The sequence below is a fragment of the Burkholderiales bacterium genome, assembly GCA_013695435.1.
Taxonomy (GTDB): Bacteria; Pseudomonadota; Gammaproteobacteria; order Burkholderiales; family JACMKV01; genus JACMKV01.
This window is the reverse complement of record JACDAM010000271.1, coordinates 1-24,526: the sequence shown is the minus strand read 5'-3', so window position 1 is coordinate 24,526 and position 24,526 is coordinate 1. Positions and strand designations below refer to the sequence as shown.

At 59.4% G+C, this 24,526-nt stretch carries 23 protein-coding genes; 10 read left to right on the top strand and 13 right to left on the bottom strand.

Annotation, left to right across the window (positions count from 1 at the left end):
• Positions 1-111: 111 nt before the first annotated feature.
• The 7 genes from nadC to H0V78_13400 form a co-directional block, all read right to left on the bottom strand.
• Positions 112-960, bottom strand: coding sequence for a carboxylating nicotinate-nucleotide diphosphorylase (nadC, locus tag H0V78_13430; protein MBA2352740.1), 849 nt, complete (start codon positions 958-960; stop codon positions 112-114).
• Entirely contained in the window at positions 960-1,619 is a 660-nt protein-coding gene (locus tag H0V78_13425; GenBank protein ID MBA2352739.1) for a haloacid dehalogenase type II, read from the bottom strand. The genes nadC and H0V78_13425 overlap by 1 nt, the downstream gene beginning before the upstream one ends.
• Positions 1,616-2,248, bottom strand: coding sequence for a formaldehyde-activating enzyme (fae, locus tag H0V78_13420; protein ID MBA2352738.1), 633 nt, complete (start codon positions 2,246-2,248; stop codon positions 1,616-1,618). The genes H0V78_13425 and fae overlap by 4 nt, the downstream gene beginning before the upstream one ends.
• A gap of 86 nt (positions 2,249-2,334) precedes the next feature.
• Positions 2,335-2,778 carry a DUF2721 domain-containing protein gene (locus tag H0V78_13415; protein MBA2352737.1) on the bottom strand — a complete coding sequence of 148 codons (444 nt, stop codon included), beginning with the start codon at positions 2,776-2,778 and terminating at the stop codon, positions 2,335-2,337.
• A gap of 80 nt (positions 2,779-2,858) precedes the next feature.
• Complete coding sequence (gene cydB / locus H0V78_13410; protein ID MBA2352736.1) at positions 2,859-3,869, bottom strand: cytochrome d ubiquinol oxidase subunit II; 1,011 nt, start codon at positions 3,867-3,869, stop codon at positions 2,859-2,861.
• Between the two features lie 2 nt (positions 3,870-3,871).
• Positions 3,872-5,266, bottom strand: coding sequence for a cytochrome ubiquinol oxidase subunit I (locus H0V78_13405; protein ID MBA2352735.1), 1,395 nt, complete (start codon positions 5,264-5,266; stop codon positions 3,872-3,874).
• Positions 5,267-5,556: 290 nt separating this feature from the next.
• Positions 5,557-7,788, bottom strand: coding sequence for a glycosyltransferase (locus H0V78_13400; protein ID MBA2352734.1), 2,232 nt, complete (start codon positions 7,786-7,788; stop codon positions 5,557-5,559).
• A gap of 291 nt (positions 7,789-8,079) precedes the next feature.
• Between H0V78_13400 and clpB the strand changes: the two genes are divergently transcribed.
• Positions 8,080-10,689 carry an ATP-dependent chaperone ClpB gene (gene clpB / locus H0V78_13395; GenBank protein ID MBA2352733.1) on the top strand — a complete coding sequence of 870 codons (2,610 nt, stop codon included), beginning with the start codon at positions 8,080-8,082 and terminating at the stop codon, positions 10,687-10,689.
• Between the two features lie 64 nt (positions 10,690-10,753).
• On the opposite strand, the gene H0V78_13390 is transcribed toward clpB, so the two are convergent.
• Positions 10,754-11,578, bottom strand: coding sequence for a creatininase family protein (locus H0V78_13390; protein MBA2352732.1), 825 nt, complete (start codon positions 11,576-11,578; stop codon positions 10,754-10,756).
• 142 nt (positions 11,579-11,720) lie between these two features.
• Here H0V78_13390 and H0V78_13385 point away from each other — a divergent pair, with 142 nt between their 5' ends.
• Positions 11,721-13,148 carry a mannose-1-phosphate guanylyltransferase/mannose-6-phosphate isomerase gene (locus H0V78_13385; protein MBA2352731.1) on the top strand — a complete coding sequence of 476 codons (1,428 nt, stop codon included), beginning with the start codon at positions 11,721-11,723 and terminating at the stop codon, positions 13,146-13,148.
• A gap of 146 nt (positions 13,149-13,294) precedes the next feature.
• Here H0V78_13385 and smpB read toward each other — a convergent pair whose 3' ends face one another.
• Positions 13,295-13,738, bottom strand: coding sequence for an SsrA-binding protein SmpB (smpB, locus tag H0V78_13380; GenBank protein MBA2352730.1), 444 nt, complete (start codon positions 13,736-13,738; stop codon positions 13,295-13,297).
• 104 nt (positions 13,739-13,842) lie between these two features.
• Between smpB and H0V78_13375 the strand changes: the two genes are divergently transcribed.
• Together H0V78_13375 and H0V78_13370 are read left to right on the top strand one after the other, a co-directional pair.
• Positions 13,843-14,283, top strand: coding sequence for a type II toxin-antitoxin system RatA family toxin (locus H0V78_13375; protein MBA2352729.1), 441 nt, complete (start codon positions 13,843-13,845; stop codon positions 14,281-14,283).
• Positions 14,267-14,563 (top strand): RnfH family protein, encoded by a 297-nt coding sequence (locus tag H0V78_13370; GenBank protein ID MBA2352728.1) that lies wholly within the window; start codon positions 14,267-14,269, stop codon positions 14,561-14,563. The genes H0V78_13375 and H0V78_13370 overlap by 17 nt, the downstream gene beginning before the upstream one ends.
• Before the next feature lie 245 nt (positions 14,564-14,808).
• Here the strand turns inward: H0V78_13370 and H0V78_13365 are convergent, their stop codons facing one another.
• A complete protein-coding gene (locus H0V78_13365; GenBank protein MBA2352727.1) occupies positions 14,809-15,288 on the bottom strand; it encodes a DUF4124 domain-containing protein in 480 nt (159 codons plus the stop codon).
• Between the two features lie 187 nt (positions 15,289-15,475).
• On the opposite strand from H0V78_13365, the gene guaB reads away from it, so the two are divergent.
• The 5 genes from guaB (at position 15,476) to fabG (ending at position 20,611) form a co-directional block, all read left to right on the top strand.
• The gene (gene guaB / locus H0V78_13360; GenBank protein MBA2352726.1) at positions 15,476-16,939 is read left to right on the top strand and encodes an IMP dehydrogenase; all 1,464 of its coding nucleotides are present in this window, start codon (positions 15,476-15,478) and stop codon (positions 16,937-16,939) included.
• 96 nt (positions 16,940-17,035) lie between these two features.
• Positions 17,036-18,592 (top strand): glutamine-hydrolyzing GMP synthase, encoded by a 1,557-nt coding sequence (gene guaA, locus H0V78_13355; GenBank protein MBA2352725.1) that lies wholly within the window; start codon positions 17,036-17,038, stop codon positions 18,590-18,592.
• 93 nt (positions 18,593-18,685) lie between these two features.
• Positions 18,686-19,192: a tRNA adenosine(34) deaminase TadA gene (gene tadA, locus H0V78_13350; protein MBA2352724.1), complete on the top strand. Its 507-nt coding sequence runs from the start codon at positions 18,686-18,688 to the stop codon at positions 19,190-19,192.
• Positions 19,180-19,701, top strand: a complete 522-nt coding sequence (locus H0V78_13345; protein MBA2352723.1) for a L,D-transpeptidase — start codon at positions 19,180-19,182, stop codon at positions 19,699-19,701. Before tadA ends, H0V78_13345 begins: the two co-directional genes overlap by 13 nt.
• Positions 19,702-19,870: 169 nt before the next feature.
• Positions 19,871-20,611, top strand: a complete 741-nt coding sequence (fabG, locus tag H0V78_13340; protein MBA2352722.1) for a 3-oxoacyl-ACP reductase FabG — start codon at positions 19,871-19,873, stop codon at positions 20,609-20,611.
• An 84-nt stretch (positions 20,612-20,695) separates the two neighbouring features.
• Here fabG and mtnA read toward each other — a convergent pair whose 3' ends face one another.
• Together mtnA and H0V78_13330 are read right to left on the bottom strand one after the other, a co-directional pair.
• Positions 20,696-21,766 (bottom strand): S-methyl-5-thioribose-1-phosphate isomerase, encoded by a 1,071-nt coding sequence (gene mtnA, locus H0V78_13335; protein ID MBA2352721.1) that lies wholly within the window; start codon positions 21,764-21,766, stop codon positions 20,696-20,698.
• Between the two features lie 204 nt (positions 21,767-21,970).
• Positions 21,971-23,932, bottom strand: a complete 1,962-nt coding sequence (locus H0V78_13330; GenBank protein MBA2352720.1) for a bifunctional aldolase/short-chain dehydrogenase — start codon at positions 23,930-23,932, stop codon at positions 21,971-21,973.
• A 35-nt stretch (positions 23,933-23,967) separates the two neighbouring features.
• On the opposite strand from H0V78_13330, the gene H0V78_13325 reads away from it, so the two are divergent.
• Entirely contained in the window at positions 23,968-24,414 is a 447-nt protein-coding gene (locus tag H0V78_13325; protein ID MBA2352719.1) for a GNAT family N-acetyltransferase, read from the top strand.
• Here H0V78_13325 and H0V78_13320 read toward each other — a convergent pair.
• A partial coding sequence (locus H0V78_13320; GenBank protein MBA2352718.1) for a hypothetical protein occupies positions 24,389-24,526 on the bottom strand: 138 nt, incomplete at its 5' end. The genes H0V78_13325 and H0V78_13320 overlap by 26 nt on opposite strands.

The following is a 24,526-nucleotide window of genomic DNA, read 5'->3' as shown; positions in this document are numbered from 1 at the left end:
AATCAAAGACATGCAGAATCATATAGTTGAGAGAACTCTGGATTCCCGCGTGCGCGGGCAGAACAAGCAGGTTCTGGATCCCGCGTGCGCGGTTGACGCGACGGCGGGGAATCAGGCCGATCCAGGGCGTTTCATATCGACCAGAAATGACAGATCGACGGCGGCGATATCTTTGGTCAAGCTGCCGATCGAGATGCGGTCGACGCCGGTTTCGGCAACCTCGCGGACATTGGCGATCGTGAGGCCGCCCGAGGCTTCGAGCTCGGCCCGCCCATGATTGGCGCGCACTGCCGCGCGCAGGTCGTCCAGGCTGAAGTTATCGAGCAGCACGAGCGTTGCGCCGGCGCGCAGCGCTTCTTCGAGCTGTATCAGCGTTTCGACTTCGACCTGTACCGGCACGTGTTTCGCATTTGCCCTGGCTTGCAACAAAGCCGCGCCGACACCGCCGGCCAGCGCGATATGGTTTTCCTTGATCAGTACGCCATCGTAAAGTCCCATGCGCTGATTTTCACCGCCCCCGGTTTTCACCGCATATTTTTGCGCGGCGCGCAGACCAGGCAGGGTTTTGCGCGTGTCCATGATTTTCGCCCGCGTGCCGTGAACCGCATCGACAAAGCGCCGCGTTGCAGTCGCTGTCGCCGACAGCGTTTGCAGGAAGTTCAGCGCTGGGCGCTCGGCGGTCAGCACTGCGCGCGCGTTACCATCGACGCGGCAAAGCGGCTGGCTCGGATCGATCTTCGCGCCATCACACGCGCTCCATGCGATCCGCGCATCGGCATCGAGTGTCCGGAAGCAGGCTTCGAACCACGCGGTTCCGCACAATACCGCGCTCGTCCGGCAAATCAGTTTGGCGTGCGCGCGATAGGATTGCGGAATCAGCGCCGCGGTCAGATCGCCGCCGCCGATGTCTTCATCGAGCGCCGCGCTGACGTTGCGCGGGATTTCCGCGGCGAGGTCCATCAGCAATGCGCGGGCAATTCGGTGAGCGCAGCAAGGATTGCGGCCGGCCGATAACCAAGCGCGTCGGCAATCGCGCCGCTGCGATTGATCCAGAACGACCGGAAGCCGAAATGACCGGCGCCGGATACGTCCCAGAAGTTCGACGATACGAAGCCGATATCAGTGGGCGCAAGGCCCAGCGTATCGGCGGCCATGCGATAAACGCGCGGGTCCGGTTTGTATATCTTCAGCTTATCGACGCTCAGCACATAATCGAAAAATTCGCTGAAACCGGCGTTTTGTACGAGCGGATTCAGCATCGCCGGGCAGCCGTTCGACAGGATAACGAGCCTGTGCGCGGATAGCGATTGCAGCGCCCCGCGGGCTTCGGGATAAGGCGCCAGGTGCAAATAGGCATCGGTCAGTTTTTGCAATTCGGCCGGCGCAATGTTGAGCTTGAGCGCGTCGCACGAATGGGCGAGCGCGTCGCGTGTGACGGTCTCGAAATTTTCGTAACGCTGCAGCAGGCTGCGCAACCATGTGTATTCGAGCTGCTTCGCGCGCCACAACTGGCTGAGCGCCTGGCCCTGACCGGGAAAGATTCTTTCGGCAAGCGCGATGACCGAGTGCACATCGAACAGCGTGCCGTAGGCGTCGAAGACAAGGGCTTTGATGGTCATGGCGCTTTACCATGCTGCGTTTTCCGGTGCGACTTTTCCACTCTGTGGAGCCCGTTTTTCGAGAGAGAGGAAGAACCACAAGTCCGAATCTTACGCGCGTCTGGATCGAACATGTCGTGCTTGATTTTCTTGCGGTTCGCGATCAGTTCGTCGAGCGACGGCTCATTTTTCATGGCGCGACTGATCGCGAGTTTGGTCGCCTCGTAATTGGTGCGGTACAAATCATTCTTATCGATATTCTTGTCGGTTACGCATTGCGGGTCGATCCAGACCAGGCTGATGATGCACAAGTTGTTGACCTGATCGCGCGGCAGAATATTTTCGATGACGCAATCGAGTACGCCGTCGGCCGTCGCCGATTGCACGATGCCGCCGAACAGTTCGACTGTCGCGCTGTTCTTGATCGTGACCTTGGGCACCATGATGGTCGCCGGACGCACCAACTGGTTGCAGGCGCGTATCGCGAACATGCGCGTATGTCCAGCGGTCTGCCCCATCATGTTGGCGAATGCCTGGCCGACCGGGCCGTCGACATCGCCGATCAGGATCTCCGGCATGGCGTCCGTAAACTGGCCCGGCTTTGCAAACACGGTGGCCTCGCCGGCGCGAAAAATTATACGTTCGGACATAGCAATCCTTTTGGGTTATTAAGAGTTGTAAAGCGATGAGAGAGCGGACGGCGGTAAGAGCGCCGCGTGCAGCGGCGGCAGCGCTGTCACCGCAGCCCGCCGAATCGCAGCGACGCGGTCGCGAGACGAATCTCGCTCAGGAAAACGATCAACGCCAGGATCAGCAGCGTCATCGCGGCGACGAACAACAGCGCGATCGGTATCGAAATATCTGGGCTGATAAAAGCGCCAACGAAGAGAACGACAATGACCGAGCAGATCAACAAGGCGCACGTCGTACACAGGCTGATCGCACGGTTGATCAGCTTGGCGCGGCGCGACAATATAATGAGATCGGCGGCGGCACACGCGCTTTCGCCGCTGTCTGCCGAAGCAAACAAACCTTCGAGTTCCCGCCCGCGATCGACGATGCGCGCCAGCCGGCTAGTCAACACCGACAGGATCGCGCCTATGCCTGTCAGCAGGAAAACCGGCGTGACCGCAAGCTGAATCACGTGCGCGATCGAGATGATCTGGGGGTCGTTCAGCATAAGTTCGGTTTCTGTCTTGTCCGAATCGATAGCGGGCCTGGCGGGTTGAAGGTCGCGTTTCGAGAATCATGACGGCGCCATCAATGATGGTATCCGGTTTCGCGCGTGACCTTGCCGCGGAAAATCCAGTACGAATAAGCCGTGTAACCGAGGATGACCGGAAACAGAAACACGATCCCGACCAGCAGAAACATCTGGCTTTCAGGCGGCGAGGCGCCCTCCCAGATCGTGATGTCGGGCGGAACGATATTGGGCCAAATGCTGATGCCGAGCCCGGCATAGCCGAGCAGGAAAAGCGCCATCGCCAGAATAAACGGCGAATACGTATGGCGCTTGCGGACGCTATTCCACAGCGTAAACGCGGCGACCGCGGTGAACAGAGGCGCCGGCGCGAATAACGCCATATTCGGCCAGCTAAACCAGCGTTCCGCGATTTTGGGGTCGAGAAACGGCACCCAGATGCTGATGACGACGAGGCCGGCCAGCACGGCATACAGCAGCAGCAGCGCGTAACGATACGCGCGATCCTGTAATTCGCCCTCGGCTTTCATGATCAGCCAAGTCGCGCCGAGCAGCGCATAGCCCGCGATCAACGCCAGACCGGTAAATAACGCGAATGGCGTCAGCCAGTCGAAACTGCCGCCGCCGTACTGGCGATCGACGACCTCGAAACCCTGCACAAATGCGCCGAGCGCAACACCCTGCCAGAACGTCGCGACCAGCGAGCCGCCGAAGAACGCGATATTCCACAAGTAACGCTTGCTGCCCGATTTGAAACGGAATTCGAAAGCGACCCCGCGGAATATCAATGCCATCAGCATACCGAGCAACGGCAGGTAGAGTGCCGGCAGGATGACTGCGTAGGCGACTGGAAACGCGGCGAACAACGCGGCGCCGCCCAGCACCAGCCAGGTTTCGTTGCCGTCCCAGATCGGCGCCACTGTGTTCATCATCACGTCGCGGTCGTGCTCGTGCGGCACGGTCGGGAACAGGATGCCGATGCCGAGCACGAAGCCATCGAGCAGCACATACATGAAAATGCCGAAGCCGATGATCCAGTACCAGATCAGCGGCAGAGCTTGCTCGAGCATGCCTAGCTCCCTGAATCAAAAGGTTCGTCGGGCAGCGACATTGGCCGTGCCGGGCGCTTGTGCGGCCCCGCCGCTTGCGGCGCCTGCCCTTCAACGCCGCGCCGCACCAGCTTGACCAGGTAATAAATGCCTGCCCCGAAGATGATCGCGTAAACAACGAAAAAACCGGCCAGCGAGGCGGCAACGCTGCCGCCTGGAACAGGCGAGTAGGCATCGGCCGTGCGCATCAACCCATACACGACGAACGGCTGCCGTCCGACCTCGGCCGTTATCCAGCCGCTGATTACGGCGATGAACCCGATCGGCGTCGTCAGCGTGCATAGCTTCAGGAACCAGCGCGTGTCGTACAGCCGCTTGCGGCGATACAGGAAAAGCCCGTAGAAGCCGATGAACAGCATCAGAAATCCGATCGCGAGCATGATCCGGAAAGCCCAGAACACGATCGCCACCGGAGGCCGCTCGTCTTTCGGAAAGTCTTTCAGGCCGGGCACGGCGCCGTCGAGTTCATGCGTGAGCACAAGGCTGCCGGCGTAGGGAATGGCAAGTTCGAAACGGTTTCTTTCCTGCTCCTGATCGGGAAGCGCGAACAGCACGAACGGCACCGGGACGTCATCGCTGTCCCAATGCGCCTCCATGGCCGCCAGTTTCGCGGGTTGATGCTCGCCCGTGTTCAGCCCGTGCAAATCGCCGGCGAGGATTTGCAGTGGCGCGATGACGGCGATGAAGCCGAGAGCCATCGCGAACATCGTCTTCGCGTGTTCAGACGATTGATTGCGGCGCAGATGCCACGCGGCTACGCCGGCGACGACGAACGCTGTCGTCAAAAACGCAGCCAGCGTCATGTGCACCAGCCGATACGGAAACGACGGGTTGAAAACGATCGCGAGCCAGTCGTCGGCGTAGAAAACGCCATCCCGAAGAATGTAGCCGACGGGCGTGTGCATCCAGCTATTCGCCGACAAAATCCAGAACGTCGAAAACAGCGTGCCGATCGCAACCATCAGCGTGGCGAAGAAGTGCAGTCCTTTGCCGACCCGCTCCCAGCCGAACAGCATGATGCCGAGGAAGCCTGCTTCCAGAAAAAAAGCGGTCAGCACCTCGTAGCTCATCAGCGGTCCGAGAATATTTCCGGTGGCGGCCGAGAAGCGGCTCCAGTTTGTCCCGAACTGAAAACTCATGACGATGCCTGAAACCACACCCATCGCGAACGACACCGCGAATATCTTCACCCAGAAGCGAAACAGCTCGCGGTATTTTTCCTTGCCGGTCTTGAGCCACAAGGCTTCGAGCATGGCCAAGTAGTTGGCAAGGCCGATCGTGAACGCCGGAAACAGGATGTGGAATGAGACGACGAAAGCGAACTGAATTCGCGACAGCAGCAGCGGATCGAAATCCATGCGTTTGGTTCGAGGCTTCCGGGGAATGGGATGTTTTTGCAGCAGCAGGCACAATCATTTTCGGTGAACCAGCGCGGTGCAGCCACATTTTGATGGCTATCGTCCTTGCCGCGGCTGCATCAGGCTTGATTGTTTCACAGAACCGGCAAAGTTTCACCCCGAGAATCGGGCTGGGTCGTTCTACTGCGCTTTTGCCGGGCGCCGGGTACGCCCGGCCGTTGGCGTCGCTCCTCGCCTCTTTCCTTCAACACGATCAAGCAACAGCGACGTGCCCGTTCGCTGCGCGAACTTCAAGCCCCGATGGTAGACGCGCCAACCCGCTGCGTGACCTGGAAACGCGTCGACGTGAACGCAGTCTTGACCGGAATGAAGCGGTAGAGATAAACCGGCGCCATCGGGCTGTCGATGCGTTCGACGAACTGAACGACGCCGCCAATGCGCAAGCCGCGCGAACGGGTAACGACGCGAACTTCGAGTTTGGCGTTCTCGTCGAGCGGCTTGTACGACAGCAGGCGGCGCGAGCCGTCCTCGCCTTGCGCAGCCGAAATCAGGCCGGTGCTGGCTTCGCCGGCGCCTTCGGCCTTGACGTGATATACGATCGTCGCCCAGCGTGCCGGATCGTAATCGAGTTCATCCTTGTCGCCGGTGAAGATGCCGGTCAAGCCATCGAGCGGTGTACGGATTTTTTCGCGCAAACTGTGCAGCCGGCGCTGCAAACTCGATCCATACAGGAACAGGCTGAGCTTGTCCTGTTCGCGCGGATCGGCCCAGTTGAAGCTGCAACCGATAGCCTTCACGTAGGTTTTATCGCCGCGCGTGCGATGAATCAGCGACTTGACGCTGGCGTTGAATTTGACCGGACCGGAAGGCAGGTAAATTTCCCCTTCGAGGCGCGTTCCGGCTTCAGGTTGCGGCAACTGGCCGTAAAAACTGAATCCGGCGCAGGAGATTTCGTCGATCGTGCCATACACATAGTCGAATTCCGGCGCCTTGACCTTGGCCGGAAGCGGCATCAAAAGCCGCGTGTCGTCGCGGTTGTCGCGCGCGCGCTGCCCTATGAAGAGGATGACAGTCGCGGCCAGCAGCGCGTTGCAGCCGGCCCAGGCCAATAACGCGAGGATTTCGTTGGGCGCCGCTTTGCCAAGCGCGAGTGCGATCGCTGCGGCAACCCCGCAGGTGGTTAGGTTTGCGATCAGGATCAAAAGCTGCGGCAGCAGGTGGACTTTGTATTTGGCCGCGGCTTCCGATCGTTTAACGCTCGCCGGCCTGACTTTTTTGCTGAAGGCGCCGACGATCGCGGCCAGCGAAACGGCGAAGCGCGCCATATTCCATTGCAGGACGAGCAGCGGCCGGCCGTAGCCGCGGCTGGTTTCCTCATACAGCCAGGCGCCGAGCAGATAATAGGCAGCGATGAACAAGGCAGATTCGGGCGCAAGGTGGGCGACCGGCATAGTGCCCGTGGCCAAAATAACTGCCGGCAGCGCGTATAACAACGCTTTTTGCCAGCCATCCAGTACGCCGATCAGCGTTGCCAGGTAGTTGAAACGCTGGGCCAGGGTCAGCCGCGGTCCGAGCAGCAGACCTTCGCTGCGCCAGACCTGCAGCGCCCCGCGTCCCCAATCCGTTTTGCGCCAGATCAGTTGCGCGAGATGCGCCGGGGTCAGGCTGAAGGCCAGCGGCTCGGGGTGATAAACCGACTTGAATCCCTGCTTGTGCAGCTTCAGCGAGGTGTGCAGATCACAGGCTCCCGAGCCGGTGGCAAAGCCGCCGATCGCATTCAGCGCATCGCGGCGCAGCACGGCGGCGCTGCCGCAGAACAGTGCCGCGTTGTGATAATCCTTGCCCGGTTGCACCACGCGATAAAACAGCGAATGCTCTGTCCAGACGATGCGGTTTTCGCGCTTCCAGTGCGGCTTCAGTGGATCGAGATTGTAGAAATCGAGCGGCGTCTGTACAAAGGCGACTGCGTCGTCCTTGAAATAGCCTAACGTGTGCGAGAGGAAATCATGCTTGGGCGCGTGATCGGCTTCGAAGACCGCCAGGAAATCACCGTGACTGCTGGCGAGCGCGTGATTCAGAAAATCGGCTTTCTTCCAGTCCTGCGAATTGCTCGACAGGTAATGGCACGAGAGCTCGGCGGCGAGTTGCTTCAAGGCGCCGCGATTGCCGTGATCGAGCAGCCAGACCTGATGCGTGTAATGCACGTTCTGCGCCGCAAGCAAGGTGCGCCGCACGATGCTGATCGGCTGATCGTGTGCAGCGATAAACACGTCGACAGTCAGCCCGTTGGCCGGGCGGCGGCGCTTGCGGCGCGCCAGACGCCAGCTCAAGAAAAGGTGTAGCAGCAGAATAGTGCAGCCAAAAATCTCCGCCAGGTAGAGTACGCTAGACAAAATCAGCGCATCGTAATTGAAAATGGTCGGGCGCCACGCCAGATAAGAGATCGCAATCGCGAGAAAGACGAACGCCAGAATCCTGGGGCGCAATTGCAACGCCTGGTAACGCGTATTCAGGAAAGCCATATGTCCTTTTTTGGGGTATTCCGAAGTCCAGAGGAGAGCTTCCCGCAAATCGCATTCCACATCCCGTTAGGAGGTTGTGAGACATAAACCTGATAGCGGGCGCCAGATGACCCTGCGCGCTGCGTCAATAACTGTGGTTTGGCGGCAGGTAGAACATCACTGACGAGTTGAACCCGCTATCGTCTTCCTGCTTGTGACGCTGGCGCTTGCGGCAAACGAGCTGGCACGGTTACAAGCATTGAAACCCACGCCCCGGCCCCCATCTTGGAGGTATCTCCCAAAGGAAAAACCATGCGTTTTGACAAACTGACGACCAAATTCCAGCAAGCGCTGTCCGACGCCCAGAGCCTGGCCGTCGGCCACGATAATCCGTACATCGAGCCACAGCATCTGCTTTACGCGATGCTGCAGCAGGACGATGCCGGCACCGCTTCGTTATTGAGTCGCGCCGGCGTCAATCCGCAGCCGTTGCGCACGACGCTCAAGCAAAGCATTGAGCGGCTCCCCAAAGTCGAGGGCCAGGGCGGCGAAATCAACATGTCGCGCGACCTGAACAATGTGCTCAACGTGACCGACAAGGAAGCACAGAAGCGCAGCGACCAGTTCATCGCTTCCGAACTTTTCCTGCTTGCCGCCGCCGCGGACAAGGGCGAAATCGGCCGGCTGCTGAAACAGCACGGCGTGAAATCGGCGCAACTCGAAGCGGCGATCGACGCCGTTCGCGGCGGCGAGAACGTCGCGAATCAGGATGCCGAAGGCAGCCGCGAAGCACTGAAAAAATACACGATCGACCTGACTGAGCGCGCGCGCGCCGGCAAGCTCGATCCGGTGATCGGCCGCGACGATGAAATCCGCCGCACCATCCAGGTCCTGCAGCGGCGCACGAAAAACAACCCGGTGCTGATCGGCGAACCCGGCGTCGGCAAGACGGCGATCGTCGAGGGCCTGGCGCAACGCATCGTCAATGGCGAGACGCCGGAGACGCTGAAGAACAAGCGCGTGCTCGCGCTCGATATCGCGCTGTTGCTGGCCGGCGCGAAATATCGCGGGGAATTCGAGGAACGGCTCAAAGCAGTGCTCAAGGAATTGCAGCAGGAGGAAGGCCGCGTCATCGTTTTCATCGATGAGCTGCATACAATGGTCGGCGCCGGCAAGGCCGAAGGCGCGATCGACGCCGGCAACATGCTGAAGCCGGCGTTGGCCCGCGGCGAACTGCATTGCGTCGGCGCAACCACGCTCAACGAATATCGCAAATACATCGAAAAAGACGCGGCGCTCGAGCGGCGTTTTCAGAAGGTGCTGGTCGGCGAACCGAGCGTCGAAGACACGATAGCGATTCTGCGCGGCCTGCAGGAAAAGTATGAACTGCACCACGGTGTTGACATCACGGATCCGGCGATTGTTGCGGCTGCCGAACTTTCGTATCGCTACATCACCGACCGCTTTTTGCCCGACAAGGCAATCGATCTGATCGACGAGGCGGCGGCGCGCATCAAGATGGAAATCGATTCGAAGCCTGAGGAGATGGACAAGCTCGAGCGGCGCATGATCCAGCTCAAGATCGAGCGCGAAGCGGTGCGCAAGGAAAAGGACGAAGCGTCGAAAAGACGGCTCGGGCTGATTGAAGACGAAATCGCCAAGTTGGAGCGCGAATACGCCGATCTCGACGAAATCTGGAAAAGCGAAAAAGCCCAGGTGCAGGGATCGCAGCACATCAAGGAAGCGCTCGATAAGGCCCGCAGCGAAGTCGAGGCCTTAAGTCGCACCGGCGACTGGCGGAAAGTCGCCGAGATCCAGTACGGGCGCATTCCGCAACTTGAGGCGCAACTCAAGCAGGCCGACTTGGCGCCGGCGGATGGCAAGGGTGGTGGCCAAGCGCGGCACAAGCTTCTGCGCACCCAGGTCGGCGCAGAGGAGATTGCCGAAGTAGTGTCGCGCGCAACCGGTATTCCCGTGTCCAAAATGATGCAGGGTGAACGCGACAAGCTGTTGCAGATGGAAGCGAAGCTGCACGAGCGAGTGGTCGGTCAGGATGAAGCGGTGAAGCTCGTGTCGGATGCGATTCGGCGTTCGCGCGCCGGTTTGGGTGATCCGAATCGTCCTTATGGCTCGTTTTTATTTTTGGGCCCGACCGGCGTCGGCAAGACCGAGCTGTGCAAGGCGCTCGCGGCGTTCCTGTTCGATTCGGAAGATCATCTGATCCGCATCGACATGTCGGAATTCATGGAGAGGCATTCGGTCGCGCGGCTGATCGGCGCGCCGCCCGGTTATGTCGGCTACGAAGAAGGCGGCTATCTGACCGAAGCCGTGCGGCGGAAACCTTACTCGGTGATTCTACTCGACGAAGTCGAGAAAGCGCACCACGACGTGTTCAACGTACTGCTACAGGTGCTCGACGACGGCCGCATGACCGATGGCCAGGGGCGCACGGTCGATTTCAAAAACACGGTCATCGTGATGACGTCCAATCTCGGTTCGCAGAATATCCAGGCAATGGCGGGCGACGACTACGGCGTGATCAAGCTCGCGGTGCTGGCCGAGGTCAAAGCCTGGTTCCGGCCGGAATTCGTCAACCGCATCGATGAGATTGTCGTGTTCCACTCGCTCGACGAGAAGCAGATCGAGGGTATCGCCAGGATCCAGTTGGGCTACCTCGAGCGGCGACTCGCGCGGATGGAAATGAAGCTGGAAGTGACTGGCACGGCATTAGCTGAAATCGCCACCGCCGGATTCGACCCGGTTTATGGCGCGCGTCCGCTCAAGCGCGCCATTCAGACGCAGATCGAAAATCCGTTGTCCAAGGAAATACTCGAGGGCCGGTTCGGTGCAAAGGACAGTATTCTGGTCGACTTCGATGGTCGCCGCATGACGTTCAGGCACGAGGATAAGGTGCCGGTGTAACGGATTAATCCAGAGCGGGCGGCTTGCGAATTTGTTCCGGGCGCTAGCGCCTTCGAGAAAACATTCAGGTCGTCTGATTCAGTTCAGCGAGCAAGGCGTGCAAATCGGCGAGCATGGCGGCCAGCAACTGCTCGCCTTTTTCTCTGGTCGCGAGGGTGGGATCGCCAAAGACGCCATCGGGCGCGTAGTTCGGATGCGCAGGAGCGCCGCGAACCAGTTTACCCGCGCCCATTGTCGCTGGCGTCCAGCGGCGGGCTTTGTCGAGCGCTACGTCGTCGGGTGAGATCGCGAGCATGATGGAAGTTTCCGCTTCATCGGCGTGTCCGCCCCGCTGCTGTTCGCTGACAGCCTGCTCGACTTCGAGGTAGCGGGCGCCGCGGTAAACGTTGGCGACGCGTACCGGCACTTTTGTTCCGGCCGCGACAGCGCAGCGCTCCAGCGCTGGAATCGTGCTGATGCCGGTATTCAGAATCAGGAGTTTGCCGGTGCCCGCCGCAATGATGTCGTCGATGACGTCCGTTAGCAGCTTGCTGAAAGTCGCTTCGCTCAGCGAACAACTGCCCGGGAAATCGGTGAATGCCGGGTAATAGCCGTAGCTTATGGTGGGCCAGATCAGTACTTGGTGCGTTTCGATCAAGCGCGCTGCCAGCCATTCAGCCTGCCGATAGTCGGTTGCCATCGGCAAGTGCCGGCCGTGCTCCTTGGCTGCCGCGCCGGCCGGCAGGACGGCCACGGCGCCGCGCTGAATGCACTGCTCGATTTCGGGCCAGCACAGATCGGCAACGCTCGCGCCGGCGCTCCGGTGATTTTCACTTTCTGGCTGAGCGCCGAGCGACGGCGTTTCGGCTCGCCGGGAACCAGCCGCATCCGGCAGAATCGGACTATTCATGTTGGTCTGGATATCCGCTGAGCGGCGCGCAAACTATCGCGCAAACCACTGCGGGCCCCAATCTTGCTAAAATTGACCGAATAATCACCGTCGTGAGGCTCATCACATGAATTCCCCTGTCGCCCAGTTCCAGATCGATGAAATGTCACAAGCCGGACAACGCCGCTATGCCGTCATTCTTGCCGGCGGCTCCGGAACCAGGTTGTGGCCGTTGTCGCGCTCGTCGATGCCGAAACAACTGCTTGCCCTGAACGGCGCGGAAACGCTGATGCAGGATACCATTCGCCGCGTCGGCAACATGGTCGATCCGGCACGCGTAATAACCGTTACGCACAACGATTACCGTTTCGAGGTGATGGGTCAGTTGCATACGATCCATCCGCATTTGGCCGATGGCGTACTGGCCGAGCCGGTCGGTCGAAATACGCTGCCGGCGATTGCCTGGGCAACAGCAAAAATTGCAAAAAAACAGCCCGACGCCCTGATCGGCGTATTTTCTTCGGACCACGCGGTATCCGACCCGGCTTCTTTCCAGCGGGCATGGGCCGCAGCCGAGCGCGCCGCGGAAGCCGGCTATCTGGCGCTGTTCGGCATGAGGCCGACCGGACCGGCAACAGGTTTTGGCTATATTCAGGCGGCGGAGAGCCTGGCTTTGCAGGGTGCGGAATCGGTGCAACGCGTTGCGCGCTTTGTCGAGAAACCGAATCTCAGCACGGCGCAATCCTACATGAAGGAAGGCGGCTATTATTGGAACGGCGGCATGTTCGTCTTCCGCGCCGATCATTTCCTGTCCATGCTCGAGCGCATTCAGCCGGAAACGCATGCTGCGCTGGCAGCGCTGACGAGCGACGACAGCAAGGTAGCGCCGCTCGATCTGTATCAGTCGTTGCCGAATCTGTCGATCGATTACGGATTGCTCGAACACGCCGACAAGGTCGCCGTCGTGCCTGTCGATATGGGCTGGGACGATCTCGGCAGTTGGGAGGCGATCTACCAGCATCGCGACAAGGACGAAGACGGCAACATGACCCACGGCGAAGTGGTGGCGGTGGACAGCCGCAACAATCTGCTTTGGAGCGAGCACGGCCATCTTGCGACGTTCGGACTTGAGAATATTGCAGTCGTGCAAACGCGTGATGCGACGCTGGTGTGTCCGCGCGATCAAGTCGCCGAACTGAAACCGCTGGTTGCCAAGGTCAAAGAAAAATGCCGGACCCTGACCGAGACGCACATGACGGTGACCCGGCCTTGGGGCAGCTACACGATCCTCGAGGAAGGGCCGTACTACAAGACCAAGCGCATCCTGGTGAATCCGGGCGCCAAGCTATCGATGCAGATGCATCACCATCGCTCGGAGCACTGGGTAGTGATCGCCGGCACAGCGCGTATCGTCAACGGCGAAAACGAATTCTTCCTTGAGGAAAACCAGTCGACCTATATTCCGAAAACGCACAGACACCGCCTCGAAAATCCGGGCAAAGTGCCGCTGCAGATTATCGAAATTCAAACCGGCCCGTATCTTGAGGAAGACGATATCGTGCGTTTCGGTGACATTTACGGGCGCGCTTAGCATTCGTTTCCACACGCAGGCTGCGATCATAAAAAATCCCGCCTCGAGCGGGTTTTTTATTGGGACGAGAACCTTTCTCGCGCCATCTTCCCGCGAAACTTGTTTCCGTAGGGCGGAGGATGATTGGTCGGGCACGCGCTCAAACATCACTTCGCACGCAACAAGCGCTGCCTCTCGCGCTGCCAGTCGCGATCCTTTTCGGATTCGCGTTTGTCGTGCTGTTTCTTTCCCTTGGCGAGGCCGATTTCCAGCTTGATCCTGCCGCGCGTGTAATGTAAATCGAGAGGCACCAGTGTGTAACCGGCGCGCTCCACCTTGCCTATCAGCTTGCTGATTTCTTCCGCGTGCAGCAGCAATTTCCGCGTCCGCACCGGATCGGCATCGACGTGCGTCGATGCGCTGGTCAGCGGACTGATGTGGCAGCCGATCAGATTCAACTCGGCATTGCGGATCACGACATACGCTTCCTTCAACTGCACGCGCGCGGCGCGAATCGCCTTGACTTCCCAGCCTTGCAGGGCGACGCCGGCTTCATATTTTTCCTCGATGAAATAATCGTGAAACGCTTTTTTGTTCTGCGCGATGCTCATATCGAAAGCGGGAATCGAGAAGTATCCGGCAAAGGAACGCTGCCAGCGCGGTATATTATCAGCTTGCTTTCGCGGCCACAGCGCAGCTATTTCGAAAATCCGGCATGGCATACGTAGAAAAGACGGTTCTCGTCAATTACAGCGCCGCGCAGATGTACGCGCTGGTAGAGGACGTCGAGCGCTATCCGCAATTTTTACCGTGGTGCGGCGGCGCCAGCGTCGAAGCGCGAGACGAAAAAATTACACGCGCAACGTTGTCCATCGACTATCACGGCATTCGCCAGAAATTCAGCACCGAGAATACGAAAGAGCCGCCGCGCCGGATCGATATCAATCTGCTGAACGGGCCGTTCAAACACCTTGACGGTGATTGGCGTTTCATCGAGCTTGCCGCGGGCGCGTGCAAGATCGAGTTTCGGCTGCAGTACGAGTTTTCGAATCGCCTGTTGGAAAAGCTGTTTGGCCCGGTATTTCATTACATCGCAAACACGTTTGTCGATGCATTCGTCAAACGCGCCGAGCAAGTTTATGCGGCGCCCAAATGAAGCTCTTATTACCGTCGAGATCGTCTACGCGACGGTGGATGCGCAGACGCTGATAGCGATGCAGGTGGAAGCCCGGACGACGGCCGCGCAGGCAATAGCGCAATGCGGGATATTGCGCCAACATCCCGAAATCGCCAAAGCTGATATCGGCATATTCGGGAGGCCGGTTCGCAGCGATACCGTGCTGCGCGACCACGACAGGATTGAGATTTATCGCCCGTTGATTAACGATCCGAAGCATCAGCGTCAATCCCGCGCTCGCTCGTCCCTGAAGCGCTAGCTTCAGCAGCTTCTTTCGACCCCGGATTTTACGATCCAAAGCAGCGAAACTGTCGAGTATTCAAGACAAATGACGAAGTTCTGACCAGCGTATCCGCGTTTGGAAGTGAAGGAGATTTGGTCGCCGAACGCTGCGACGAAGGAGAAATGCGAAGAATGCTTCACCCGTGTCGGCGGAAAGCGTGCTAAAGGGACGTGGCGGAATCGAGCCTTGGCGGAGTTCGATAGGGGAAGATTAAACCGCGTTTATTTTTTTTGGACGCTTTTCTGTGCGCACCATTGCTCCCCCGCTTTCTTCGTTTCTTCGGCTCGCGTTTCCCGTTCCTGGTCGGTCAGGAACACGCGCTCGCCACGCTCGTCATAGCGCACAAGCCGGCCGCCTTCCTGCAAGTTTTTCAGATTGCTTCTGGCCAGCGTGCAATTCTGTCTGGATTCGTTATCCGCGGCCCGCTCATTTTCCTGTTTGATCCGCATCTCTGCGGCCTCAATGCGGCGTTTGCGAAATTCCAGTTCCTTATCGATCAGCGTCTTGGGTGCATTGTCGCCCCCGGCGACGGGTGCGGCAGCGGCATGTTGCACAGGCAATACTTTTTTATTCTTGAAGAATCCTGACGGAGCCTGATCTGAGTAGTAAACACGCCCCTGAGCGTCAACCCAGCGGTGAAGCTCGGCGCTGGAAGCCAATGAAAATGTAAGAAGCATGACAACCGCGGACAGTTTTTTCATCAGAAGCTCCTGGGCTTGGCTTCGCGCCGATTTCACACGCGAACCAGCCTTTATTGTCGAGATTAAACGTTAGGATATTCGCATGACATACCGCAATTACTATGCCCATAGTCGCCTGTAGGACTCGCTGCGTCGCCTTATCGGGCAGCGTCAACTCTCGTATAATGCAACGTTTGCGGGGAGCGTAATGATCAGGCCGGTCAAGAAAGCCCTTACTTTCGACGATGTGCTGCTCGTCCCCGCGCATTCGAATGTCCTCCCCCGCGAAGTCAAGCTCGAAACCAGGCTCACCCGCAGTATCGTCTTGAATATTCCATTGGTTTCGGCGGCCATGGATACGGTGACAGACGCCCGCCTTGCTATTGCCGTGGCGCAGGAGGGTGGTATCGGCATAATCCACAAAAACATGAACGCGGCTTCGCAAGCCTCTCAAGTTGCGAAAGTAAAGCGTTTCGAAAGCGGTGTCGTCAAAGATCCGATCGTGATTTCGCAACAGATGACGGTGCGCGAGGTTCTGGAGTTGAAGCAGCAGCACAATATCTCGGGCTTGCCGGTGGTCGACGGTGAGCGGGTGGTCGGGATCGTGACCAATCGCGACCTCAGGTTCGAAACCCGGCTCGACCAGCCGATCATGAACATCATGACACCGCGGGAAAAGCTGATCACGGTCCGGGAAGGGGCGAGCAGGGAAGAGGCGCTGGGCTTGATGCACCGTTATCGTCTCGAACGCGTTCTGGTGGTCAACGACAGTTTCGAATTACGCGGTCTCATTACCGTCAAGGACATCCTCAAATCGACCGAACATCCGCACGCCTGCAAGGACGGGCTTGGCCAGTTGCGGGTCGGCGCAGCGATCGGCACCGGCGAAGGCGTGGAAGAGCGGGTTGAAGCGCTGATCGAAGCGGGGGCGGATGTCATCGTTGTCGATACCGCGCACGGCCATGCCCAAGGTGTGCTCGATCGCATCAAATGGGTGAAAACCCGCTACCCGAAAACGCAGGTGGTCGGCGGCAATATCGCAACCGCGGCCGCCGCGAAAGCCTTGGTCGATCACGGTGTCGATGGCGTCAAGATCGGAATAGGCCCGGGGTCGATCTGTACGACGCGCATCGTCACCGGCGTTGGTGTTCCGCAGATCACGGCGATTCAGAATGTGTGCGATGCGCTGGCGGGCAGTGGAATACCCGCAATTGCCGATGGCGGTATCCGCTATTCCGGCGATATCGCGAAAGCGATCGCGGCGGGCGCTTCATCGGTCATGCTGGGCGGCCTGTTTGCCGGTACCGAAGAGGCGCCCGGCGAGCTCGAGCTGTTTCAGGGCCGCTCGTACAAGACTTATCGTGGCATGGGCTCGGTCGCAGCAATGCAACAGGGTTCGAGCGATCGTTATTTCCAGGACGACGACGATCGCGCCGAAAAACTGGTGCCTGAAGGCGTCGAAGGCCGGGTGCCTTATAAAGGCAGCGTGGCGGCGGTCATGCACCAGTTGATTGGCGGTTTGCGTTCCAGCATGGGTTATCTGGGCTGCGCGACCATCGATGAGATGCGCGAACGCGCCGAGTTCATCGAAGTGTCGACCGCGGGCATACGCGAATCGCACGTTCACGACGTGCAAATCACCAAGGAAGCGCCGAACTATCGAATCGAGTAAAGCGGGGACCCGGATTCAGAGATGGGGTCCGGGAGGTAAAGGGATTACCTGCACCCGATCCTCGACCCCGGAATCCGATCCCCGGCTCCTGCCTTCATGCAAAAAATCCTCATCCTCGATTTCGGTTCGCAATACAGCCAGGTGATTGCGCGCCGCATCCGCGAGGCTGGAGTTTATTCGGAACTGCACCCGTGGGACGTCAGCGATGCTTTCGTCCGCGAATTCGCACCGAATGGCATCGTGTTGTCGGGCGGCCCCGCTTCGGTTATCACCGATCAGCCACGCGCGCCCGGCGCGGTATTCGAAATCGGCGTCCCGGTGCTCGGCATTTGTTATGGCATGCAGACGATGGCCGCGCAATTGGGCGGCGCGGTCGAGAGCGCCAGGGCGCGCGAGTTCGGTTATGCCGAAGTACGGGCGCGCGGCCATTCGGCTTTGCTGCGCGATATCCAGGACCGCGCCAATGACGAGGGATATGGCTTGCTCGACGGCTGGATGAGCCATGGCGATTCGGTCAACGGACTGCCGCCCGGCTTCAAGATGATCGCAAGCAATGCCGCGACGCCAATCGCCGGCATGGCCGACGAATCGCGGCGCTTCTACGGTTTGCAGTTCCATCCCGAAGTCACGCATACGCTGCAGGGCAGGGCGATCATCGCGCGCTTTGTGCACGATATCTGCGGCTTGGCAGGCGACTGGAACATGCCGGATTACGCGGAAATCGCGATCGGCCGCATCCGCTCCGAAGTGGGCCATGACAAAGTCATACTCGGGCTGTCCGGCGGCGTCGATTCGGCGGTCGCTGCGGCGCTTGTGCATCGCGCGATCGGCGAGCAGCTCACCTGCGTGTTCGTTGACAATGGCTTGCTGCGCCTGAACGAGGCGGAACAGGTGCTGCAAACCTTCACGCAGCATATCGGCATCAAAGTTGTCCACGTCGATGCCGCCGCCGGGTTCCTTGGATGCTTGGCCGGAATCGCCGATCCTGAACAGAAGCGGAAGATCATCGGCCGTGAATTCGTCGCCGTGTTTCAGCGCGAAGCGGCCAAAATCAAAGATGCAAAATGGCTTGCGCAGGGAACAATTTATCCCGACGTCATCGAATCCGCCGGCGCCCGCAACAAGAACGCGCATACCATCAAATCGCACCACAACGTCGGCGGATTGCCGGAAACCCTGCATCTCAAGTTGCTCGAGCCGCTGCGCGAACTCTTCAAGGATGAAGTCCGCGAGTTGGGCGTAGCGCTGGGCTTGCCGCACGATATGGTTTATCGCCATCCGTTTCCAGGCCCCGGGCTCGGCGTCCGCATACTCGGGGAAGTCAGGATCGAATATGCCGGGCTATTGCGCCAGGCTGACGCGATATTCATCGAGGAATTGCGGGTATCTGGGTGGTATGACAAGACATCGCAGGCATTCGCTGTATTCCTTCCGGTCAAATCGGTCGGCGTCATGGGCGATGGCCGCACTTACGAATATGTCATTGCGCTGCGCGCTGTGCAGACGCAGGATTTCATGACGGCGCAATGGGCCGAATTGCCGTACCCGCTGTTGTCCAAAGTTTCGAATCGAATCATCAACGAAGTGCGCGGCATCAATCGCGTGGTTTACGATATTTCCGGCAAGCCGCCGGCAACGATAGAATGGGAGTAACGCGGGGGGAGAAGGTGCGCGGGAAGGCCGACGCTCGAGCAAGTGACGCAGGGCAGATCGGGTCGTAATTCACGAGAAAAAAGAGGCGACAAAATGGCAATGCAGCTATACCGCGCCGCGCCGGAAACGCGGCTGGACGATGAAACTTATATGCGGCTCGCACTGGCGCTGGCGCGCGAAGCGGGCGACGCCGGCGAGGTGCCGGTCGGAGCCATTCTGGTCAGGGAAAATGGGGTGATCGGGCGCGGTTTCAACAAGCCAATCCTGTCGAACGATCCCTGTGCTCACGCCGAGATTCTTGCGCTGCGCTGCGCGGCACAGGCGCTGGCCAACTACCGGCTCAACGATTGCACTCTGTACGTAACGCTGGAGCCCTGCGCAATGTGCGCCGGCGCGATCCTGCACGCGCGCCTCGCGCGCCTGGTATTTGCCGCTGCCGATGCGAAAACCGGCGCGGCCGGCAGCGTGATCAATCTATTCGCCGACACGCGCCTGAATCACCACACCGCTGTTACCCGCGGCGTGCTGGCCGAAGAGTGCGGCGGATTGCTGAAGGAATTCTTCGCATCGCGGCGCGGCGCCCAGATATGCCGCGAATAGTTGTCGATCTGCAGACGCAAACGCTGACGCTGTACGACGATGACGACAAGGTCGCGCGCCGATATCCGGTTTCGACCGCCAAGAATGGCGCGGGAGAACGTAACGGCAGCTTCTGCACGCCGCGCGGCAGACATGTCATTCGCGCCCGGATAGGCTATGGGCAGCCCGTCAATACCGTTTTTGTAAAGCGCCGGCCCACCGGCGAAATCTATACCCACGAACTGGGAGAGCGGTATCCGCGCCGCGACTGGATACTGACTCGCATCCTCTGGCTATCCGGCCTGGAGCGCGGTTTCAATCGTCTGGGCGACGTCGATACGATGCGTCGCTATATCTACATACACGGTACTCCGGATGACGTCTCGCTAAGCGAACCTGGCTCTATCGGTTGTATCAGAATGAAAAATAGCGATTTGCTTGAATTATTCGATCGCGTAACGGCGGGGACGACCGTATTGATAGCGGGTAACGCTTCGCAGCAACACGCAAATCCCGCGTCCGTGCTCTAAAACCATATCCCTGTTCCGTCTCTTAGCAGACGCTATTAAAGCCATTTATAGAATGGCTTGGATAGTTTTTTCCTGCGGAATGAATTTAATTGTGCGCTGCGCAACTAAATAGTACATTAGCCAGCCTGCCCGTCGCAGGCATCGAGGCGGAAACTATTTGGGAGCGGTTATGAGACTACAAGGAAAAGTGTCGATCATTACCGGCGCGGCAAAAGGCATCGGCCAGGCGACAGCGCTCAAATTCGCCAGGGAAGGCGCCAAAGTCATCGTCTGTGATATCGATATGGCTGCCGTGAGCGAGACGGTCGATCAGATAACCGCGGACGGCGGCGAAGCGGTCGGTTTCCGCGTCGATGTCATTGACAAAAAAAGCATCGCAGCGATGGTCGAAGGCGTCGTCAAGAAATACGGCCGCATCGATACCCTGGTCAACAACGCCGGAATCGTCATGGACGCTCAATTGAAGAAGATGTCCGACGACCAGTTCGACAAGGTTATCGACATCAATCTGAAAGGCACTTACAACTGCACGAAAGCTGTCGTCGATATCATGCTCGAGCAGAATTCAGGCTGCATCCTCAACGCCTCATCCATCGTCGGCTTGCACGGAAACTTCGGCCAGACCAATTATGCGGCCAGCAAGTTCGCCGTGATCGGCATGGTAAAAACCTGGGCTCGCGAACTCGGTAAAAAAGGCATACGCTCGAATGCCGTCTGTCCGGGGTTTATCAGCACGACCATCCTGAATTCGATTCCGCAGAAAGTCATCGACGCTATCGAGCAGCGCGTTCCGCTGGGGCGGCTCGGCAAGCCGGAAGAAATCGCCAATACCTATGCATTCCTCGCTTCGGATGAAGCGAGCTACATCAACGGCGCGGTCATCGAAGTCAGCGGCGGCGCAACGTTGTAAGGGGTAACGTTGTAGGGATGAAATTCCCGCGCTTCGCGCGGCAGGCGCTTTCCGAAACCGCGGGCAATAGCTCGCGGTTTCGTTTTATGACGATCCCCGATTGAACAGTGCGCGAATTTTTCTTTCGTCGGGGGCGCGTACTACACCTTTTTCCGTGATCAAGCCGCTAATCAGCTCGGCCGGCGTCACATCGAACGCGGGATTGCGCATGACCGCGCCTTCGCAAGCCCAACGCACGTCGCCGAAGCCGGCAATCTCGCTGGACGCGCGTTCTTCGATCGGAATTTGCGCGCCGGATGCGGTGGCGAGATCGATCGTTGAGAGCGGAGCCGCAACGTAGAACGGAATCGCGTGGCGAGCCGCCAGCACGGCCACCGTATAGGTGCCGATCTTGTTGGCAACGTCGCCATTCGCGGCAACGCGATCGGCGCCCACGATAACCAGATCGACCTCGCCGCGGCTCATCATGTGGCCGGCGCTGCTGTCTGCGATCAGCATGACCGGAATGTTTTCCTGAACCATCTCCCATGCCGTCAGCCGCGCGCCCTGCAGGAACGGCCGCGTCTCGTCGGCGATCACGCTGATACGCTTGCCGGATGCGAATGCCGTGCGGATGACGCCAAGCGCGGTGCCATGCCCGGCCGTGGCGAGCGCGCCGGCATTGCAATGTGTGAGAATGCGCGCCCGATCCGCAATCAGCGCGGCGCCGTGCGCGCCGATCGCCTGGTTGACCGCAATGTCTTCGCGTTTGATCGCGTGCGCCTCGATCAGCAGGCGTTCGGCGATTGCATCTGGTGGCATTGCCTGATCCGTGCATAGACACGCGTTCCAGGCGCGCCGCATACGGTCCAGCGCCCATCCGAGATTCACTGCCGTCGGACGGCTTTGCAGCAAACGATCGAAACCTTGGTTCAACGCGCTGCTGAATTCCGCCTGCGTATGACGCGACAGGCGCCGGGCCTCGAGCGCGATGCCGTACGCGGCCGCGCAACCGATCGCCGGCGCGCCGCGAACAACCATATCGCGAATACCGAGCGCAACATCCGCCGCGCTGTCGAAGCCCACATATTCGAAGCGCGCGGGCAGCACGCGCTGATCGATCATTTCGAGATGATCGTCGCGCCAGCGCAGCGTTTCCACTTTGCCGGGTGTCATCGCGACAGCGCAGCCGCGCAGCGGCGCGTTCGAATCGCCGGCCAGCCCGCGTCAAGCAATTTCGTCATCCCGCCAACGCACCTCTATCCAGTTTGTCATCCCGCGCCGGCGGAAATCCAGTGCTGTTCAATATCGTGCAAGTCCTCTGGATTTCCCGCGTGCGCGGGAAATCCAGCGATGGTGTTTGCCTCGCTTTAAACTATCCTAAATCGTCCGCTCATTGCCGCCATCGATCGGCACTTGCGCGCCCGTTGTTTTCGCGAATAACTCGCTGCACATGGCAGCCGCAAGCTCGCCGACATCGCTACTCGCGATTTCAATTTTCAGCAGATTACTGGTGCGGTATTCGGCAACAGTGATGCCGTACTGCGCGGCACGTTCCGCGAGGACTTCGTCGGTCCAGATTCCGGTGTCGAACACCGCGTTTGGGTGAATGATGTTTACGCGTATTCCGTCACCCGCCCATTCGAGCGCGGCAACTCTGGCGAGTTGATTCAGCGCTGCCTTGGAGGCCGAGTAAGCGGCCGCGCCCGGACCCGGCGCATGTACATTTTTCGATCCCATAACAATGACGCGGCCATACTTCGGCGCCAGCTTCAAAAACGGATGGCAGGCGCGCAGCATCGCCAGATTCGCATCGAGATTGACGTGCATGGTTTGCTGCAATTGTTCAGCGCCGAGATCGGCGATCCGGGCGCTGGCCGGAAAGATGCCGGCATTGAGAATCAGCATGTCAAGCCCGCCGAACGCCCGAACCCCAGCTTCAAGCGCATCGATAATCGCCGCAGCTAGCGTTACGTCGCAGCGTATGCCGAGAAAATCGGCGCGGCGATGCAGCGTTTCAATTCGATCGTCGATATCGAGGCCGATGACCGCCGCGCCGTGCGCGAGCAGCGCGTGTACGCAGGCCGCGCCTATTCCGGATGCTGCGCCAGTTACCAGCCCAATCTCGCCGGCGAAAAGCGGCGGCTTGCCTGCTTTTTTCAGCTTGGCTTGTTCGAGATCCCAGTATTCGACGGCAAACATCGCCGCGGCGGGAAGCGGCCGATAGCCGCCGAGCGCCTCGGCACGCTCGATGATATCCATCGTGTGTATGTAGATTTCGGCCGCGATCGCGGCGTCTTTCGCGCTGCGCCCCGCAGCGCATAAGCCGAGTTCGGGATCGAGGATAATGCGCGGCGCCGCATCGAGCATATTTTTATCGTTGGCGTGCTGTCGAAAATAATCTTCATAAGCTTGTCGATAAGGGTCGACATCGCGGCCCAGCATCGGCAAACGTTTCGTGCGTATTACGTGATCCGGTGTAGCCGGGCCTTGCTGCGCGATGCTCGCGAGATCAGGGCGGCGTATGAAGGCCATGCAGCGCTCGTCGCGATGACTGGCGACAATCAAAGGCGCCTGCGCGATCGCAGATAACTGGCCGCGCAATGCGGCGGTCTGATCGCGGACAGGACATTCCGTCGCGCTATGCGGCTGGCGAGCAATATCCCATGCATTGTGTTTGGCAAGATATCGTTCGGCACAATCGACCAGCGCAATCATGCGCTCGTAGGATTGCCGCGCGTCTTCGCCGAACGAAAAAATGCCGTGGTTCATGAGCACCATGCCCATGGTTTGCGGCCCGGCCTCGGTTGCAAAAATTTGCGCGCAAACACGCGCCAGCTCGAACCCCGGCATCACGTAGGGGATGATGACGGCGGCATTGCCATACACTTCGCGAATGCGCGCTTCGCCATTCGCGGTGTTGGTAATCGTGACCACCGCGTCCGCGTGCGTGTGATCGACGAACCGGTACGGCAGGATCGCGTGCAGGATCGCTTCAACCGACGGCGCAGGCGCGGAGGCGAGCGTTTTGCATGCGGCGAGGGCGTTGACCATTTGCGTGTCCGGCAAGGTCTTTAACGTGGCGAGCCGCTGTACCGGTGCCAGGCGCAGCGGCGTGAATCCAGCCGCCGCGATTGTTTCAAGATCCCAGCCGCTGCCTTTCACATACAGAATCTGCTCGGCTTCGCCGAACAGATTCCGTTCGTGGATTTTGACTGACGTATTGCCGCCGCCGTGTAGCACCAGGCTCTTGTCGCGGCCGAGCAGACGCGAGGTGTAAACGCGCAATTCAAGATCGCTGGCAAACTGCGCTGCCTCGCTATCGCGCCACAGGCTTTGCATAGGAAGATGACGAATGGTTTTGGCTATTATAGGGAATGGTCGCCGAATACGAATTCACGGTTCGCGCTGCGCGCTGGGAGGACGACGCAGCGAAGTTGACGCACGTGCGTGAACACGTATTCATCGTCGAGCAGAAGGTCCCCGCGCATCTCGAATGGGACGGACTCGATCCCGCTTGTGCGCACGTTCTTGCGGAGGCCGGCGACGGCTTCGCCATCGCTGCGGGTCGCCTAAGCCCGGACGGTCGAATCGGGCGCATGGCCGTGTTGCGCGAATGGCGCGGCAAAGGCGTCGGCAGCGCCGTGGTGGATGCGCTGGTGACCGAGGCACGGCGCCAGGGCTTCACCACGATTTACCTGCATGCGCAAATGCATGCGCAGCGATTCTACGCAAAACACGGCTTCGAGACTGTAGGCGCACCGTTCGATGAAGCGGGCATTCCCCATATCGAAATGATCAAGCGGCTGCCTGCCGAACCTTGAACGTGTGGCGGTTTTGTTCTGCCTTCACGCCCCCGGCGGAATAGTTTTGCTCGACGAAGATCGCGTTGCCGTCGCGCGCGATCAGCAATACGGTCGATGAGCGCGTGCCGTA

Excerpts from the sequence above, each read along its gene's own strand:
- H0V78_13400 (MBA2352734.1), bottom strand. The coding sequence starts at position 7,788 with ATGGCTTTCCTGAATACGCGTTACCAGGCGTTGCAATTGCGCCCCAGG.
- mtnA (MBA2352721.1), bottom strand. The coding sequence starts at position 21,766 with ATGACACCCGGCAAAGTGGAAACGCTGCGCTGGCGCGACGATCATCTC.
- guaB (MBA2352726.1), top strand. The coding sequence starts at position 15,476 with ATGATCAGGCCGGTCAAGAAAGCCCTTACTTTCGACGATGTGCTGCTC.
- H0V78_13375 (MBA2352729.1), top strand. The coding sequence starts at position 13,843 with ATGGCATACGTAGAAAAGACGGTTCTCGTCAATTACAGCGCCGCGCAG.
- H0V78_13365 (MBA2352727.1), bottom strand. The coding sequence starts at position 15,288 with ATGAAAAAACTGTCCGCGGTTGTCATGCTTCTTACATTTTCATTGGCT.
- fae (MBA2352738.1), bottom strand. The coding sequence starts at position 2,248 with ATGTCCGAACGTATAATTTTTCGCGCCGGCGAGGCCACCGTGTTTGCA.
- H0V78_13345 (MBA2352723.1), top strand. The coding sequence starts at position 19,180 with ATGCCGCGAATAGTTGTCGATCTGCAGACGCAAACGCTGACGCTGTAC.
- H0V78_13325 (MBA2352719.1), top strand. The coding sequence starts at position 23,968 with ATGGTCGCCGAATACGAATTCACGGTTCGCGCTGCGCGCTGGGAGGAC.
- guaA (MBA2352725.1), top strand. The coding sequence starts at position 17,036 with ATGCAAAAAATCCTCATCCTCGATTTCGGTTCGCAATACAGCCAGGTG.
- tadA (MBA2352724.1), top strand. The coding sequence starts at position 18,686 with ATGGCAATGCAGCTATACCGCGCCGCGCCGGAAACGCGGCTGGACGAT.
- H0V78_13415 (MBA2352737.1), bottom strand. The coding sequence starts at position 2,778 with ATGCTGAACGACCCCCAGATCATCTCGATCGCGCACGTGATTCAGCTT.
- smpB (MBA2352730.1), bottom strand. The coding sequence starts at position 13,738 with ATGAGCATCGCGCAGAACAAAAAAGCGTTTCACGATTATTTCATCGAG.
- clpB (MBA2352733.1), top strand. The coding sequence starts at position 8,080 with ATGCGTTTTGACAAACTGACGACCAAATTCCAGCAAGCGCTGTCCGAC.
- H0V78_13370 (MBA2352728.1), top strand. The coding sequence starts at position 14,267 with ATGCGGCGCCCAAATGAAGCTCTTATTACCGTCGAGATCGTCTACGCG.
- nadC (MBA2352740.1), bottom strand. The coding sequence starts at position 960 with ATGGACCTCGCCGCGGAAATCCCGCGCAACGTCAGCGCGGCGCTCGAT.
- H0V78_13385 (MBA2352731.1), top strand. The coding sequence starts at position 11,721 with ATGTCACAAGCCGGACAACGCCGCTATGCCGTCATTCTTGCCGGCGGC.
- H0V78_13425 (MBA2352739.1), bottom strand. The coding sequence starts at position 1,619 with ATGACCATCAAAGCCCTTGTCTTCGACGCCTACGGCACGCTGTTCGAT.
- cydB (MBA2352736.1), bottom strand. The coding sequence starts at position 3,869 with ATGCTCGAGCAAGCTCTGCCGCTGATCTGGTACTGGATCATCGGCTTC.
- H0V78_13390 (MBA2352732.1), bottom strand. The coding sequence starts at position 11,578 with ATGAATAGTCCGATTCTGCCGGATGCGGCTGGTTCCCGGCGAGCCGAA.
- fabG (MBA2352722.1), top strand. The coding sequence starts at position 19,871 with ATGAGACTACAAGGAAAAGTGTCGATCATTACCGGCGCGGCAAAAGGC.
- H0V78_13405 (MBA2352735.1), bottom strand. The coding sequence starts at position 5,266 with ATGGATTTCGATCCGCTGCTGCTGTCGCGAATTCAGTTCGCTTTCGTC.
- H0V78_13330 (MBA2352720.1), bottom strand. The coding sequence starts at position 23,932 with ATGCAAAGCCTGTGGCGCGATAGCGAGGCAGCGCAGTTTGCCAGCGAT.